General features: G+C 50.2%; 10 protein-coding genes. 8 read left to right on the forward strand and 2 right to left on the reverse strand.

The window, feature by feature from the left end; all coding sequences use genetic code 11:
* The first annotated feature begins 267 nt into the window (after nt 1-267).
* The 7 genes from ygfK to ghxQ all read left to right on the forward strand — a co-directional run bounded on the left by ygfK (nt 268) and on the right by ghxQ (nt 12,696).
* Nucleotides 268-3,366, forward strand: coding sequence for a putative selenate reductase subunit YgfK (ygfK, locus tag PS053_RS09675; protein ID WP_256878862.1), 3,099 nt, complete (start codon nt 268-270; stop codon nt 3,364-3,366).
* Between the two features lie 2 nt (nt 3,367-3,368).
* Complete coding sequence (gene ssnA, locus PS053_RS09680) at nt 3,369-4,697, forward strand: putative aminohydrolase SsnA (protein WP_256878861.1); 1,329 nt, start codon at nt 3,369-3,371, stop codon at nt 4,695-4,697.
* A gap of 50 nt (nt 4,698-4,747) precedes the next feature.
* Nucleotides 4,748-5,527, forward strand: a complete 780-nt coding sequence (gene ygfM / locus PS053_RS09685; RefSeq protein WP_054410397.1) for a molybdopterin-dependent oxidoreductase FAD-binding subunit — start codon at nt 4,748-4,750, stop codon at nt 5,525-5,527.
* The gene (locus PS053_RS09690) at nt 5,524-8,394 is read left to right on the forward strand and encodes a molybdopterin-dependent oxidoreductase Mo/Fe-S-binding subunit (RefSeq protein ID WP_256878860.1); all 2,871 of its coding nucleotides are present in this window, start codon (nt 5,524-5,526) and stop codon (nt 8,392-8,394) included. The genes ygfM and PS053_RS09690 overlap by 4 nt, the downstream gene beginning before the upstream one ends.
* Before the next feature lie 164 nt (nt 8,395-8,558).
* The gene (gene xanQ, locus PS053_RS09695; RefSeq protein ID WP_001280217.1) at nt 8,559-9,965 is read left to right on the forward strand and encodes a xanthine/proton symporter XanQ; all 1,407 of its coding nucleotides are present in this window, start codon (nt 8,559-8,561) and stop codon (nt 9,963-9,965) included.
* A gap of 11 nt (nt 9,966-9,976) precedes the next feature.
* On the forward strand, nt 9,977-11,293 hold the full coding sequence (gene guaD, locus PS053_RS09700; RefSeq protein WP_000012249.1) for a guanine deaminase: 1,317 nt from the start codon (nt 9,977-9,979) through the stop codon (nt 11,291-11,293).
* 35 nt (nt 11,294-11,328) lie between these two features.
* Entirely contained in the window at nt 11,329-12,696 is a 1,368-nt protein-coding gene (gene ghxQ, locus PS053_RS09705; protein WP_000012150.1) for a guanine/hypoxanthine transporter GhxQ, read from the forward strand.
* A gap of 34 nt (nt 12,697-12,730) precedes the next feature.
* Here ghxQ and PS053_RS09710 read toward each other — a convergent pair whose 3' ends face one another.
* Nucleotides 12,731-13,219, reverse strand: a complete 489-nt coding sequence (locus PS053_RS09710; protein WP_000838437.1) for a 4Fe-4S dicluster domain-containing protein — start codon at nt 13,217-13,219, stop codon at nt 12,731-12,733.
* Nucleotides 13,216-15,138, reverse strand: coding sequence for a formate-dependent uric acid utilization protein YgfT (ygfT, locus tag PS053_RS09715; protein WP_059274577.1), 1,923 nt, complete (start codon nt 15,136-15,138; stop codon nt 13,216-13,218). Before ygfT ends, PS053_RS09710 begins: the two co-directional genes overlap by 4 nt.
* A gap of 433 nt (nt 15,139-15,571) precedes the next feature.
* Between ygfT and uacT the strand changes: the two genes are divergently transcribed.
* On the forward strand, nt 15,572-17,020 hold the full coding sequence (uacT, locus tag PS053_RS09720) for a urate/proton symporter UacT (RefSeq protein ID WP_001272878.1): 1,449 nt from the start codon (nt 15,572-15,574) through the stop codon (nt 17,018-17,020).

Below are 17,020 nucleotides of genomic sequence, written 5' to 3' on the forward strand. Positions count from 1 at the left end.
CATAATGATAAGGAATCACTGATTTTGAGAAATGAGAAAAAGTGATAAAACAGCTGACAACAATAAAATCCAGGAGTGATTTTAATTCTCATTTAGTACCTGTGAGATCATTCACAAAAAGCCGTTAAGTTTCGAGCCGCCTCACATTTTTTTATATTTCCCGGCAAACCTGGCAAGAGTGGTGCGATTGTTGCTCTATCCCCCTAAACCACCGGATTTCTCAATACCGGTCACTCAATGATATCTGTATAAGCTAAGGAGAGGGTTATGGGGGATATTATGCGTCCCATTCCGTTTGAGGAACTTTTGACGCGCATATTTGATGAATACCAACAACAACGCTCAATCTTTGGTATTCCCGAGCAACAGTTTTACTCGCCTGTAAAAGGTAAAGCTGTCAGCGTCTTCGGTGAAACCTGTGCCACCCCCGTCGGCCCTGCCGCTGGCCCGCACACGCAACTTGCGCAAAACATTGTCACCTCCTGGCTGACAGGCGGACGCTTCATCGAACTGAAGACCGTACAAATCCTTGATCGTCTGGAGCTCGAAAAACCCTGTATCGACGCCGAAGACGAATGTTTTAACACTGAATGGTCCACCGAATTTACCCTGCTAAAAGCGTGGGATGAATACCTTAAAGCCTGGTTTGCCTTGCATCTGCTTGAAGCCATGTTCCAGCCTTCCGCATCCGGTAAATCGTTCATCTTTAATATGAGCGTCGGTTACAACCTCGACGGTATTAAACAACCGCCAATGCAGCAGTTCATCGACAATATGATGGACGCGTCCGCGCATCCGAAATTCGCCCAATACCGCGATACGCTTAATAAGCTGCTCCAGGATGACACATTTTTAACCCGCCACGGATTGCAGGAAAAACGCGAAAGCTTGCAGGCCTTACCTGCCCGTATCCCCGCCAGCATGGTTCAGGGCGTCACCCTCTCCACGATGCACGGCTGCCCTCCACATGAAATCGAAGCCATTTGCCGCTACATGCTGGAAGAAAAAGAGCTGAACACTTTCGTGAAACTCAACCCAACCTTACTGGGGTACGCACGTGTTCGCGAAATTCTTGATGGTTGTGGATTCGATTACATCGGCTTAAAAGAAGAGTCCTTTGATCATGATCTCAAACTGACACAGGCGCTGGAAATGCTGGAACGCCTGATGTCGCTGGCAAAAGAGAAATCTCTCGGCTTTGGCGTCAAACTGACTAACACCCTCGGCACCATCAACAACAAAGGCGCACTGCCAGGTGAAGAGATGTATATGTCCGGGCGCGCGCTGTTCCCGCTCTCTATTAATGTTGCAGCAGTTCTGTCTCGCGCCTTTGATGGCAAACTGCCGATTTCTTATTCCGGTGGCGCCAGCCAACTGACCATCCGCGATATTTTCGACACAGGTATTCGCCCAATCACCATGGCAACTGACCTGCTGAAACCTGGTGGTTATCTGCGTTTAAGCGCCTGTATGCGCGAACTGGAAACATCCGACGCCTGGAATCTTAACCATGTTGACGTTGAAAGACTGAACAGGCTGGCTGCAGACGCGCTAACCATGGAATACACACAGAAGCACTGGAAGCCAGAAGAGCGTATCGAAGTGGCGGAAAACCTGCCACTGACCGACTGCTACGTTGCCCCTTGTGTTACCGCCTGCGCCATCAAACAGGATATTCCAGAATACATTCGCCTGCTGGGCGAACACCGCTATGCTGATGCACTGGAACTCATCTATCAACGCAACGCCCTGCCAGCCATCACTGGTCACATTTGCGATCACCAGTGCCAGTACAACTGTACTCGTCTGGATTACGACAGTGCGCTGAATATCCGCGAACTGAAAAAAGTCGCCCTGGAAAAAGGCTGGAATGAGTATAAACAACGTTGGCACAAACCTGCGGGTTCGGGCTCGCGTCATCCCGTTGCCGTAATTGGCGCAGGTCCGGCTGGTCTGGCTGCCGGTTATTTCCTTGCCAGAGCCGGTCATCCGGTCACACTGTTTGAACGCGAAGCCAATGCAGGCGGCGTAGTGAAAAATATCATTCCCCAGTTCCGTATCCCGGCGGAATTAATTCAGCACGATATTGATTTCGTCGCCGATCACGGTGTGAAATTTGAGTATGGCTGCTCACCGGCGCTGACCGTCGAACAGTTGAAAAATCAGGGATTCCATTACGTTCTTGTCGCCACGGGCACCGATAAAAACAGCGGCGTAAAACTGGCGGGCGATAACCAAAATGTCTGGAAATCCCTCCCCTTCCTGCGCGAATACAACAAAGGCACGACACTCAACCTGGGTAAACATGTGGTGATTGTCGGTGCGGGTAACACGGCTATGGACTGCGCGCGTGCCGCATTACGCGTGCCTGGCGTTGAAAAAGCAACCATTGTCTACCGCCGTTCACTGCAAGAGATGCCAGCGTGGCGTGAAGAGTATGAAGAAGCATTGCAAGATGGCGTGGAGTTCCGTTTCCTGAACAACCCAGAACGTTTTGATGCTGATGGCACCTTGACGTTGCGCGTCATGTCTCTTGGCGAACCTGACGAGAAAGGTCGTCGTCGCCCGATTGAAACTAACGAAACGGCAACTCTGCACGTAGACAGTCTGATCACCGCCATTGGCGAACAGCAGGATACCGAAGCACTGAATGCCATGGGCATACCGCTGGATAAAAACGGTTGGCCAGACGTCGACCATAATGGCGAAACTCGTCTGACTGATGTCTTTATGATCGGCGACGTTCAGCGCGGCCCCTCTTCTATCGTCGCGGCTGTCGGCACCGCGCGTCGGGCAACCGATGCCATCCTTAGTCGAGAAAACATCCGTTCCCACCAGAACGACAAACACTGGAACAACGTCAACCCAGCAGAAATTTACCAACGCAAAGGCGATATCTCTGTCACTCTGGTGAACAGCGACGATCGTGACGCATTTGTCGCTCAGGAAGCCGCACGCTGCCTTGAATGTAACTATGTTTGCAGCAAGTGTGTAGATGTTTGCCCGAACCGCGCCAACGTCTCGATTCCGGTCCCAGGTTTCCAGAACCGTTTCCAGACACTGCACCTCGATGCCTACTGTAACGAATGTGGTAACTGCGCCCAGTTCTGCCCATGGAATGGCAAACCGTACAAAGACAAAATCACCGTCTTCAGTCTGTCGCAAGACTTCGATAACAGCAGCAATCCGGGCTTCCTGGTGGAAGATTGCCGGGTACGCGTACGTCTGAATAACCAAAGCTGGGTGTTAAACATCGACAGCGAAGGCCAGTTCAGCAACGTACCGCCAGAGCTGAACGATATGTGCCGCATCATTAGCCATGTCCACCAGCATCATCATTATCTGCTGGGCCGCGTGGAGGTGTAATCATGTTGATTCTGAAGAATGTCACCGCAGTGCAACTGCATCCGGCAAAAGTACTGGAAAGTGTCGATATCGCTATCGAAAACGATGTAATTGTCGATATTGGCGACGCCCTGACACAACGTTATCCAGATGCCAGCTACAAAGAGATGCATGGACGGATTGTGATGCCAGGGATTGTCTGCTCGCATAACCATTTTTACTCGGGTCTTTCTCGCGGAATTATGGCGAACATCGCCCCCTGCCCGGATTTCATCTCAACGCTGAAAAATCTCTGGTGGCGACTCGATCGCGCTCTTGATGAAGAATCGCTCTACTACAGTGGACTGATTTGTTCACTGGAAGCAATTAAGAGCGGTTGCACATCGGTTATCGATCACCATGCATCCCCGGCGTATATCGGCGGATCACTCTCGACGTTGCGCAACGCTTTTTTAAAAGTTGGCCTGCGTGCGATGACCTGTTTTGAAACCACTGACCGTAATAGCGGCATCAAAGAGTTGCAGGAAGGAGTGGAAGAAAACATCCGCTTCACCCGTCAAATTGATGAAGCGAAGAAAGCAGCAGTCGAACCGTATCTGGTAGAAGCACACATCGGCGCTCACGCACCGTTTACTGTTCCTGATGCAGGTCTGGAAATGTTGCGCGAAGCGGTAAAAGCAACGGGACGTGGTTTACACATTCACGCCGCCGAAGACCTGTACGACGTATCCCACAGTCACCACTGGTACGGCAAAGACCTGCTGATACGCCTGGCGGAGTACGATCTCATCGACAGTAAAACGCTGGTCGCTCACGGGCTATATCTGTCGAAAGACGATATCGCGCTGCTCAATCAGCGCGATGCGTTCCTGGTGCATAACGCCCGTTCAAACATGAACAACCATGTCGGCTACAACCACCACCTTAGCGATATCCGTAATCTGGCATTAGGTACTGACGGCATCGGTTCAGACATGTTTGAGGAGATGAAATTCGCCTTCTTTAAACACCGCGACGCGGGAGGACCACTGTGGCCAGACAGTTTTGCCAAAGCCCTGGCTAACGGCAACGAACTGATGAGCCGCAACTTCGGTGCGAAATTTGGTCTTCTGGAAGCCGGTTACAAAGCTGATTTAACCATTTGCGATTACAGCTCTCCGACCCCGCTATTGGCAGATAATGTCGCCGGACATATCGCCTTCGGTATGGGATCAGGCAGTGTTCACAGTGTGATGGTCAACGGTGTGATGGTTTATGAAGACCGTCAGTTTAACTTCGATTGCGATTCCATTTATGCACAAGCCAGAAAAGCTGCCGCCAGTATGTGGCGTCGGATGGATGCGCTGGCATAAATGACAAATCCCCTCTTCTTTCAAAGAAGAGGGGGAATTAAGGAAAGAAGATGATTGAACAATTTTTCAGGCCCGACTCAGTAGAACAGGCGCTGGAACTGAAGCGCCGATACCAGGATGAAGCTGTCTGGTTTGCCGGAGGCAGCAAACTTAATGCTACGCCGACCCTGACGGATAAAAAGATTGCCATTTCCTTGCAGGATCTGGAGCTGGACTGGATTGACTGGGATAACGGCGCACTGCGTATTGGCGCAATGTCACGCTTACAATCCCTGCGCGATGAACGCTATATACCTGCAGCGCTGCACGAAGCGCTCGGTTTTGTTTACTCCCGTCATATTCGTAACCAGTCCACTATCGGTGGTGAAATCGCAGCTCTGCAGGAAGAGTCCGTGTTACTTCCCGTTCTTCTGGCGCTGGATGCTGAACTGGTTTTTGGCAACGGCGAAATCCTGTCGCTCGAAGACTATCTTGCCGCTCCATGTGACCGTCTACTGACGGAAATTATCATTAAAGATCCATATCGCACCTGTGCTACTCGAAAAATTAGCCGTTCCCAGGCTGGATTAACGGTGGTTACCGCTGCCGTTGCGTTAACCGAGCACGATGGTCTACGGATTGCGCTGGACGGCGTCACCAGTAAAACTCAGCGCCTGCACGACGTAGAAAAACAAAACCTGGAAGGTAGCGCGCTGGAACACGCTGTCGCCAACGCCATTTTTCCCAAGGAAGATTTGCGGGGTAGCGTAGCGTATAAACGTTATATCACAGGAGTTCTGGTAGCCGACCTGTATGCCGACTGCCAACAGGCTGGGGAGGAAGCCGTATGATCATTCACTTTACTTTAAATGGCGTTCCCCAGGAGCTAAAGGTCAACCCGGGTAAAAACGTACAAAAACTGTTGTTTAACATGGGAATGCACTCCGTGCGCAACAGTGATGATGGTTTCGGTTTCGCCGGTTCCGACGCAATTATCTTTAACGGTAATATCGTCAACGCTTCCTTACTTATCGCCGCACAGTTAGAAAAAGCAGACATTCGCACCGCTGAATCTTTGGGTAAATGGAACGAATTGAGTCTGGTTCAGCAAGCAATGGTTGATGTCGGCGTAGTGCAGTCTGGTTATAACGATCCGGCTGCGGCACTGATCATCAGCGATCTGCTCGATCGCATTGCAGCACCAACCCGCGAAGAGATCGACGACGCGCTTTCCGGTTTGTTCAGCCGCGATGCTGGCTGGCAGCAGTATTATCAGGTTATTGAGCTCGCGGTAGCGCGGAAAAACAATCCTCAGGCAACAATTGATATTGCCCCAACCTTCCGTGACGATCTTGAGGTTATCGGTAAACATTATCCAAAAACCGATGCCGCCAAAATGGTGCAGGCGAAACCCTGCTATGTTGAAGACCGCGTAACGGCTGACGCCTGCGTCATTAAAATGTTACGCAGCCCACATGCCCACGCGCTGATTACACATTTAGATGTCAGCAAAGCCGAAGCCTTACCGGGTGTCGTTCACATTATTACTCACCTGAACTGCCCGGATATTTATTATACCCCGGGAGGTCAGAGCGCACCGGAACCTTCACCGCTTGACCGTCGCATGTTTGGCAAGAAAATGCGCCACGTTGGCGATCGTGTTGCCGCAGTAGTCGCTGAAAGTGAAGAGATAGCGCTCGAGGCACTTAAGCTCATCGACGTTGAATATGAAGTGCTCAAACCGGTCATGTCCATTGACGACGCAATGGCAGAAGACGCGCCGGTCGTTCACGATGAACCCGTCGTATATGTTGCCGGTGCACCAGATACTCTGGAAGAAGACAATAGTCATGCAGCCCAGCGCGGCGAGCATATGATTATCAACTTCCCCATCGGCTCTCGCCCACGCAAAAATATCGCAGCCAGTATTCATGGTCATATTGGCGATATGGACAAAGGCTTTGCCGATGCCGATGTGATCATTGAACGAACCTATAACTCAACTCAGGCGCAGCAATGCCCGACTGAAACACATATCTGCTTTACCCGCATGGACGGCGATCGACTGGTGATCCACGCCTCCACTCAGGTACCGTGGCACCTGCGTCGTCAGGTGGCGCGTCTCGTCGGAATGAAACAGCATAAAGTTCATGTCATTAAAGAACGCGTCGGTGGGGGCTTTGGTTCCAAACAGGACATTTTGCTGGAAGAAGTGTGCTCATGGGCGACCTGCGTAACCGGACGTCCGGTACTGTTCCGCTATACCCGCGAAGAAGAGTTTATTGCCAACACCTCACGCCACGTCGCAAAAGTCACCGTTAAACTGGGGGCGAAAAAAGATGGTCGTCTGACGGCAGTGAAAATGGATTTCCGCGCGAATACGGGGCCTTACGGCAACCATTCACTTACCGTACCGTGTAACGGGCCGGCTCTGTCATTGCCGTTATATCCGTGCGATAACGTCGATTTCCAGGTTACCACCTACTACAGCAACATTTGCCCGAACGGTGCCTATCAGGGCTATGGCGCACCGAAAGGTAACTTCGCTATCACCATGGCGTTAGCGGAGCTGGCCGAACAGTTGCAAATTGACCAACTGGAAATTATTGAGCGTAACCGGGTACATGAAGGGCAAGAGCTGAAGATCCTCGGTGCTATCGGCGAAGGTAAAGCGCCAACCTCAGTTCCTTCTGCGGCCAGTTGCGCGTTGGAAGAGATCCTGCGCCAGGGCCGTGAAATGATCCAGTGGTCTTCACCGAAGCCGCAGGAAGGTGACTGGCACGTAGGACGTGGTGTCGCCATTATCATGCAGAAATCAGGGATCCCAGATATCGATCAAGCTAACTGTATGATCAAACTGGAATCTGATGGCACGATTATCGTCCATTCAGGCGGCGCAGATATTGGCACCGGTCTGGATACCGTGGTGACTAAACTGGCGGCAGAAGTGCTGCATTGTCCACCTCAGGACGTGCATGTTATCTCTGGCGACACTGACCATGCGCTGTTTGATAAAGGCGCATATGCCTCGTCCGGTACTTGTTTCTCAGGCAACGCTGCGCGCATGGCCGCAGAAAATCTGCGTGAGAAAATTCTCTTCCACGGTGCGCAAATGCTGGGTGAACCACTGGAAGATGTTCAACTGGCAACGCCTGGCATCGTCCGCGGTAAGAAAGGAGAAGTCAGTTTCGAAGAAATCGCCCATAAAGGAGAAACAGGTACTGGCTTTGGCTCGCTGGTGGGAACAGCCTGTTATATCACACCTGATTTTGCCTTCCCGTATGGCGCAAACTTCGCTGAAGTTGCCGTCAATACACGTACAGGTGAAATCCGCCTGGATAAATTCTACGCACTGCTGGACTGCGGTACACCGGTCAACCCGGAATTAGCGTTGGGACAAATCTACGGTGCCACCCTGCGTGCCATCGGGCACAGTATGAGCGAAGAAATCATTTATGACGCCGAAGGCCACCCATTAACCCGTGATTTACGCAGTTACGGCGCACCGAAAATTGGTGATATCCCGCGTGATTTCCGCGCTGTGCTGGTGCCGAGCGACGATAAAGTCGGTCCGTTCGGGGCGAAATCGATCTCGGAAATCGGTGTAAATGGCGCAGCTCCAGCGATTGCTACCGCAATTCACGATGCCTGCGGCATATGGTTACGCGAATGGCATTTCACACCGGAGAAAATACTCACCGCGCTGGAAAAAATATAAGTAATAAATGGCCGCTCCGGCGGCCTGTTTCTCTGTTTTAACGATGATTAATTAGTAACTGCGAAAATGAGATAAGTCGTTCTCAAGGCGTCCTGCGCTCCAAATTCGTGGGTATTTATTTTACTGATTCAGATGATCAAATTTACTTTAAAAGGAGTGAAGGGATGTCTGATATAAACCGAGCAGGTTCCGACCTTATATTTGAACTGGAGGATCGTCCTCCCTTTCATCAGACCATCGTTGGCGCCATTACCCATCTGTTAGCAATTTTCGTTCCGATGGTGACCCCCGCCTTAATTGTTGGTGCGGCCTTACAACTTTCCGCAGAAACTACCGCCTATCTGGTTTCTATGGCGATGATCGCTTCCGGCATTGGCACCTGGTTGCAGGTAAACCGTTATGGCATCGTAGGTTCCGGTTTACTCTCAATTCAGTCAGTCAATTTTTCATTTGTTACGGTCATGATTGCGCTGGGCAGCAGCATGAAAAGCGACGGTTTTCACGAAGAGTTAATCATGTCGTCGCTACTCGGCGTCTCCTTCGTTGGCGCATTTCTCGTGGTTGGCGCTTCATTTATTCTCCCTTATTTACGCAGAGTGATTACGCCCACAGTCAGCGGCATCGTCGTGTTGATGATTGGTTTAAGTCTGATTAAAGTCGGCATCATTGATTTTGGCGGTGGCTTTGCGGCCAAAAGCAGCGGGACATTCGGCAGTTACGAACACCTTGGCGTCGGTTTGCTGGTTCTGATTGTCGTTATCGGCTTTAACTGCTGTCGCAGCCCACTCCTGCGTATGGGCGGTATCGCTATTGGTTTGTGTGTTGGCTATATCGTTTCGTTATGTCTGGGAATGGTTGACTTCAGCAGTATGCGCAATCTACCGCTCATCACCGTCCCACATCCCTTCAAATACGGATTTAGTTTCAGCTTTCATCAGTTTCTTGTTGTCGGCACCATCTATTTACTTAGCGTACTTGAAGCCGTAGGCGATATTACCGCCACAGCGATGGTTTCTCGCCGCCCGATTCAGGGGGAAGAATATCAGTCCCGTCTGAAAGGCGGCGTGCTGGCTGATGGGCTGGTCTCTGTTATCGCTTCCGCTGTCGGTTCATTGCCATTAACAACTTTTGCGCAAAATAATGGCGTAATTCAAATGACCGGTGTCGCCTCACGTTATATCGGGCGAACTATTGCAGTAATGCTGGTAATTCTGGGGCTATTTCCAATGATCGGCGGATTCTTCACCACTATTCCCTCATCGGTTCTGGGTGGAGCAATGACGCTAATGTTTTCCATGATTGCGATTGCCGGTATTCGCATCATTATCACCAACGGGTTAAAGCGTCGTGAAACCCTGATCGTCGCCACCTCTTTGGGACTGGGTCTCGGTGTTTCATATGACCCCGAAATTTTTAAAATCTTACCCGCATCTATTTATGTATTAGTTGAAAATCCTATTTGTGCCGGAGGGTTAACCGCGATTGTATTAAATATTATTCTCCCTGGAGGCTACCGACAGGAAAATGTTCTGCCAGGTATTACCCCCACGGAAGAAATGGATGAACAGTAAAGGAGTTAATGATGTCAGGCGAACACACGTTAAAAGCAGTACGAGGCAGTTTTATTGATGTCACCCGTACGGTCGAGAACCCGGAAGAAATTTCTTCTGCGTTACGATTTATCGAAGATGGATTGTTACTGATTCGCCAGGGAAAAGTGGCATGGTTTGGCGAGTGGGAAGAGGGAAAACATCAAATCCCTGACACCATTCGTGTCCGCGATTATCGCGGCAAGCTGATAGTTCCAGGTTTTGTCGATACGCATATCCATTATCCGCAAAGTGAAATGGTCGGCGCCTATGGCGAACAGTTGCTGGAGTGGCTGAATAAACACACCTTCCCTGCCGAGCGCCGGTATGAAGATTTAGAATACGCACGTGAAATGTCGGCGTTCTTCATCAAGCAGTTACTACGTAATGGCACAACCACCGCGCTGGTGTTTGGAACAGTTCATCCGCAATCGGTGGATGCATTGTTTGAAGCTGCCAGTCATATCAATATGCGAATGATCGCCGGCAAGGTGATGATGGATCGCAACGCGCCAGATTATCTACTCGACACGGCTGAAAGTAGCTATCAGCAAAGCAAGGAACTAATCGAACGCTGGCATAAAAACGGTCGTCTGCTGTATGCCATTACACCACGTTTCGCTCCCACCTCAACGCCCGAGCAGATGGCAATGGCGCAACGCCTGAAAGAAGAATATCCCGATACGTGGGTGCATACCCATCTTTGTGAAAACAAAGATGAAATTGCCTGGGTGAAATCACTTTATCCTGAACACGATGGCTATCTGGATGTTTATCATCAGTACGGTCTGACGGGTAAAAACTGCGTCTTTGCTCACTGCGTCCACCTGGAAGAAAAAGAGTGGGACCGCCTTAGCGAAACAAAATCCAGTATTGCTTTTTGCCCGACCTCTAACCTTTATCTCGGCAGCGGCTTATTCAACCTGCAAAAAGCATGGCAGAAAAAAGTAAAAGTCGGCATGGGTACCGACATTGGTGCAGGAACCACCTTTAACATGCTGCAAACACTTAACGAAGCTTACAAGGTGTTGCAATTGCAGGGATATCGCCTCTCTGCTTACGAAGCATTTTATCTTGCAACTCTGGGAGGTGCGAAATCATTAGGACTCGACAATCTGATCGGCAACTTTATGCCGGGTAAAGAAGCCGATTTCGTGGTGATGGAACCAACAGCAACGCCGCTTCAGCAGTTGCGCTATGACAATTCTGTTTCTTTAGTCGACAAATTGTTCGTGATGATGACGTTAGGTGATGATCGTTCGATCTACCGCACCTACGTTGATGGTCGTCTGGTGTACGAACGCAACTAATAATAAAACCTTAACATCCTCGTGAGGACATCATTATGTCTGGAGACATCCTACAAACACCGGACGCACCAAAGCCGCAAGGCGCGCTGGACAATTATTTTAAAATTACCGCTCGTGGGAGTACCGTGCGCCAGGAAGTACTGGCAGGTTTGACAACCTTTCTGGCCATGGTTTATTCCGTTATCGTGGTTCCCGGCATGTTAGGAAAAGCGGGGTTTCCTCCGGCCGCAGTTTTTGTCGCCACCTGTCTGGTTGCGGGCTTCGGCTCCCTGTTGATGGGGTTATGGGCTAATTTGCCAATGGCGATCGGCTGTGCCATCTCATTGACCGCCTTCACCGCATTTAGTCTGGTTCTCGGGCAGCAAATTAGCGTTCCTGTCGCGTTGGGCGCGGTCTTTTTGATGGGACTCATCTTCACTACCATCTCCGTAACGGGTATTCGTACCTGGATATTGCGCAATTTACCAATGGGAATTGCACACGGTACAGGTATCGGTATTGGTCTGTTCCTGCTGCTGATTGCCGCTAACGGCGTCGGCATGGTCATCAAAAATCCGATTGAAGGTTTACCTGTTGCGCTTGGTGCATTTACCTCTTTCCCGGTAATGATGAGCTTGTTAGGGTTAGCGGTTATTTTTGGTCTGGAAAAGTGCCGCGTACCTGGCGGGATCTTGCTGGTGATTATCGCTATCTCGATCATTGGCTTAATTTTTGATCCTGCAGTCAAATACCACGGTCTGGTGGCAATGCCAAGTTTGACCGGAGAGGATGGTAAGTCTCTGATCTTCAGTCTCGATATTATGGGCGCGCTCCAGCCGACTGTGCTCCCAAGCGTGCTGGCACTGGTGATGACCGCAGTTTTCGACGCAACCGGGACCATCCGCGCCGTAGCCGGTCAGGCGAATTTGCTGGATAAAGACAACCAAATCATTAACGGTGGTAAAGCACTGACCAGCGACTCGGTAAGTTCAATATTCTCCGGGTTGGTGGGCGCAGCACCTGCGGCAGTTTATATCGAGTCAGCGGCAGGAACCGCTGCTGGGGGGAAAACAGGTTTAACCGCAACCGTGGTTGGTGCATTGTTCCTGATGATTCTGTTCTTATCACCGTTGTCGTTTCTGATCCCCGGTTATGCCACAGCTCCCGCTCTGATGTACGTTGGCCTGCTGATGTTAAGTAACGTCTCGAAACTGGACTTCAATGACTTTATTGATGCTATGGCAGGTCTGGTTTGTGCGGTCTTTATCGTCCTGACCTGCAATATCGTTACCGGTATTATGCTGGGCTTTGTCACTCTGGTAGTGGGCCGCGTCTTTGCGCGCGAATGGCACAAACTGAATATCGGTACCGTTATCATTACCGTCGCTCTGGTCGCGTTTTACGCGGGAGGTTGGGCAATTTAAGAGAAGCTCCGCGCTATACAGCGCGGAGTTTTTATCAGAGAGGATTCTCACCGCTGGTAGCAATACGTTGCCGGCGGATCCGCTTAAGTTCTCCCTCGGTCATCAACTGTAACGCCTTCGTCGGACAGGACTCTACACAAGCCGGTCCTGCAACCCGATGTTCGCAAAGATCACATTTCACAATCAGTGGGCGTGTATTTCCCGGCAATATCTGAACGGTGATCATGCCAAACGGACACGCACTGACACACCTCTGACAGCCAATACAACGGGCGGCGTTTGCCTGTACTACCTGCTCCCCCATCGTCAGCGCATGTACCGGGCAAGCCCTTACACACGGCGCGTTTTCGCACTGATGACACATCACCGGAGCACTCACGCTATCCAGACGTTGCACCTTCAGGCGTGGCAGAAAAAAACGGGCATTCAACTCCTGTTCTGACGAGTGAGCAACCACACAAGCGACTTCACAAGTACGGCAACCAATGCAGTCAGTTTGATTGACGATAATTAACGATTTCATTGCGATACCTGCGTATCAAACATGGCTAACATATCGCGCGCAGCCTGTCTTCCTGCCGCCATTGCAGTGACGACCAGATCCGCACCATGAACAGCATCGCCACCAGCAAAGACTTTTTTCAGATGCGTTTGAGTGGATAAATATCCCGCGTCGCCGGTTTTAATCAGGCCATATTTATCGAGTTTAATACCACTACCTTGCAACCACGGCATCGCGTGCGCCTGAAAACCAAAGGCCATAATCAGAACATCGGCGGGCAGCTCAAACTCAGAACCGGCAACCGGACGTGGACGGCGACGCCCGTCAGGGCCAGGGTCTCCCATTGCGGTGCGAATCAACCCTACCGCCGTTAAACGTCCATCTTCATCACAGGCGATATATTGCGGCTGAACATTAAACTGAAACTCAACGCCTTCTTCGCGCGCATTGACTACCTCTTTGCGAGATCCCGGCATACTGACTTCATCACGACGATAAGCACAGGTTACGCTGGCGGCATTCAAACGAATAGATGTACGCAGGCAATCCATTGTTGTATCGCCGCCCCCCAGCACCACAACCCGTTTACCAGCGACATCAGTCAGCGGATATTCTTCAGATTCAGGCAGCCCCATTAACTGACGGGTATGCGCAGTAAGGAACGGCAATGCCTGAATCACACCAGGCGCATCTTCATGAGGTAACTCCGCACGCATCATGCCGTAAGTCCCAACGCCGAGGAAAACGGCGTCATATTCCGCCATTAAATCGCTAAAGGAAATATCGCGACCAATTTCACAGTTGAGATGAAAGCCTATCCCCATCGCTGTGAAAATCTCCCGCCGTTGGCTTAATACTGTTTTATCCAGTTTGAAAGGAGGAATACCAAAAGTCAGCATGCCGCCGATTTCAGGATGACGATCAAAGACATCAACGTGAACGCCTGCGCGCGCCAGAATATCCGCACATCCCAGCCCTGCAGGCCCTGCGCCAATCACCGCCACTTTTTCCATGCGGGGTACAACATGGCTGACATCGGGACGCCAGCCCATCGCCAGCGCAGTATCAGTAATGTAACGCTCCAGATTACCGATAGAGACTGCGCCAGAGTGATCTTTTAGTGTACATGCGCCTTCACAAAGCCGGTCCTGCGGGCACACCCTGCCGCAGATTTCTGGTAAGGAACTGGTCTGGTGACAGAGTTCCGCCGCTTCAATAATCTTTCCTTCTTGCACCAGACGAATGTAGTCAGGAATGGCGTTATGCAGCGGACAATGCCAGTTGCAGTTAGCTTTTTCGGCACAATAGACACAGCGGTCGCTTTCATAAAGCGCTTGTTTTTGATCCAGAGCGCAATAAATTTCGCCAAAGTGTTTTTTTCGCTCATGGGCAGAAATTTTTGCGGCCCCCTTGCGAGGCGCTACGGGGAGCAATGCCTCACTGCGGGATGAGGACGGTTGTTTTACTGTTTTTCCTTCCACCGTTCTGCGCTGACGCGTTATTTTTATCTGTTGTAACCCTTTGCCATCCATCAGCCGTAACGCCTGCGTTGGGCAAACGTCAATACACGCTTGTGCGCCTGAATCTCGTTGAAGACAAAGGTCACATTTCAATGCAACCACGTGATTCATCTCAATAACACCAAAGGGGCAAGCGATTGCGCACCTTTTACAACCAATACACTTCTGTTCATCCAGATGCACACTATCAGGTTGAAAAGTAAGAGCATTAACGGGGCAAGCTGTAACACAGGGGGCATTATTGCAATGATGGCAAGCAACTGGACTCGCGACCAGTCCTTTCCCAACAACATGGATACGGGGTCGAAAATCACTCTGACTCTGTGGCCAGTTTTCATGATTATGTGCCACCGCACAGGCAATTTCACAGGCATGACAGCCTATACATTCCGCAGCATCAGCAGCGATAAATTTGTTCATTCGCATCCCTTTCATTTGATGAGTTTTGGCCTCTCAAATATTGCGATGCAATAAACGGGCATATATTAGATAGCAAGTCTGTTTTAATTATAATTTTGCGAGTCAGGTCAAATTATTGCCTCGCAATCTATGCCGTTTTCATTAATTGCTCCCCATCCCCCTAAATAGACGTTTCAGGATAAAAAGCAATAAATATGAGAGTTTGACGTGCCAGAATGATTAAAGAAATATCAATATGAGAAAATTAGAGATAACTTCACTCCCCATTTATTTTCTCCCCAGTTCTGTTTAACGGCGATTATGTGATTGCCTCCGCATTTCCACCTTATAACCTCGCCTCCTCGCTAAAACTGGCATTCCACGAGCATGTGTTTATTCAGTTTCATAAAGGTAAACGGTTGCTTTTTAATCTGGCGAGCTTAAGGAGAGACGCATGAGCGCCATAGATTCTCAACTTCCCTCATCTTCAGGGCAAGAACGCCCTACTGATGAAGTTGACCGCATATTATCACCTGGAAAGCTGATCATACTCGGTCTGCAGCACGTACTTGTTATGTATGCAGGCGCGGTCGCTGTACCGCTGATGATTGGCGACAGACTCGGCCTCTCTAAAGAGGCTATTGCAATGCTCATCAGTTCCGACCTCTTTTGCTGTGGTATCGTCACGTTGTTGCAATGTATAGGCATCGGTCGTTTTATGGGGATTCGCTTGCCTGTCATTATGTCGGTGACCTTCGCTGCCGTGACGCCGATGATTGCTATCGGGATGAACCCGGATATTGGGCTACTGGGGATTTTTGGCGCTACTATCGCAGCGGGATTTATCACCACATTATTGGCGCCGCTTATCGGTCGCTTAATGCCTTTATTCCCGCCGCTGGTAACTGGGGTAGTCATTACTTCGATTGGTCTTAGCATCATTCAGGTCGGCATTGACTGGGCCGCAGGCGGTAAAGGCAATCCGCAATATGGTAATCCCGTTTATTTAGGGATCTCCTTCGCCGTTTTAATTTTCATCCTGCTCATCACTCGCTATGCGAAAGGATTTATGTCCAACGTCGCCGTATTACTGGGGATTGTATTTGGCTTTTTTCTGTCGTGGATGATGAATGAAGTGAATTTATCCGGGCTGTATGATGCATCGTGGTTTGCAATTGTCACACCGATGTCGTTTGGCGTGCCAATTTTCGATCCCGTTTCAATTCTGACCATGACAGCCGTACTCATCATCGTATTTATCGAATCGATGGGAATGTTCCTTGCGTTGGGCGAAATAGTCGGTCGCAAACTCTCATCGCAGGACATCATTCGCGGGCTACGAGTAGATGGCGTGGGGACAATGATTGGCGGTACGTTTAACAGCTTCCCGCATACGTCATTTTCGCAAAACGTCGGGCTGGTTAGTGTGACGCGCGTGCACAGTCGCTGGGTGTGCATTGCTTCCGGCATCATTTTGATTCTGTTCGGCATGGTGCCGAAAATGGCGGTACTGGTGGCTTCCATACCGCAATTCGTGTTGGGTGGTGCGGGCCTGGTGATGTTCGGTATGGTTCTGGCTACAGGGATTCGTATTCTGTCCCGCTGTAACTACACCACTAACCGTTACAACTTGTACATTGTCGCGATCAGCCTCGGTGTTGGTATGACCCCAACGCTTTCTCATGATTTCTTTTCTAAGTTGCCGACCGTACTGCAACCCTTGCTGCATAGCGGCATTATGTTGGCAACCCTTAGCGCCGTTGTGCTGAACGTCTTCTTTAATGGCTATCAGCATCATGCCGATCTGGTTAAAGAATCTGTTGCTGATAAAAATTTGAAAGTCAGAACAGTACGTATGTGGCTTCTGATGCGCAAGCTAAAGAAAAATGAGCATGGTGAATGA

The sequence above is a fragment of the Escherichia albertii genome, from assembly GCF_028622335.1.
In the GTDB taxonomy this organism is placed as follows: Bacteria; Pseudomonadota; Gammaproteobacteria; order Enterobacterales; family Enterobacteriaceae; genus Escherichia; species Escherichia albertii.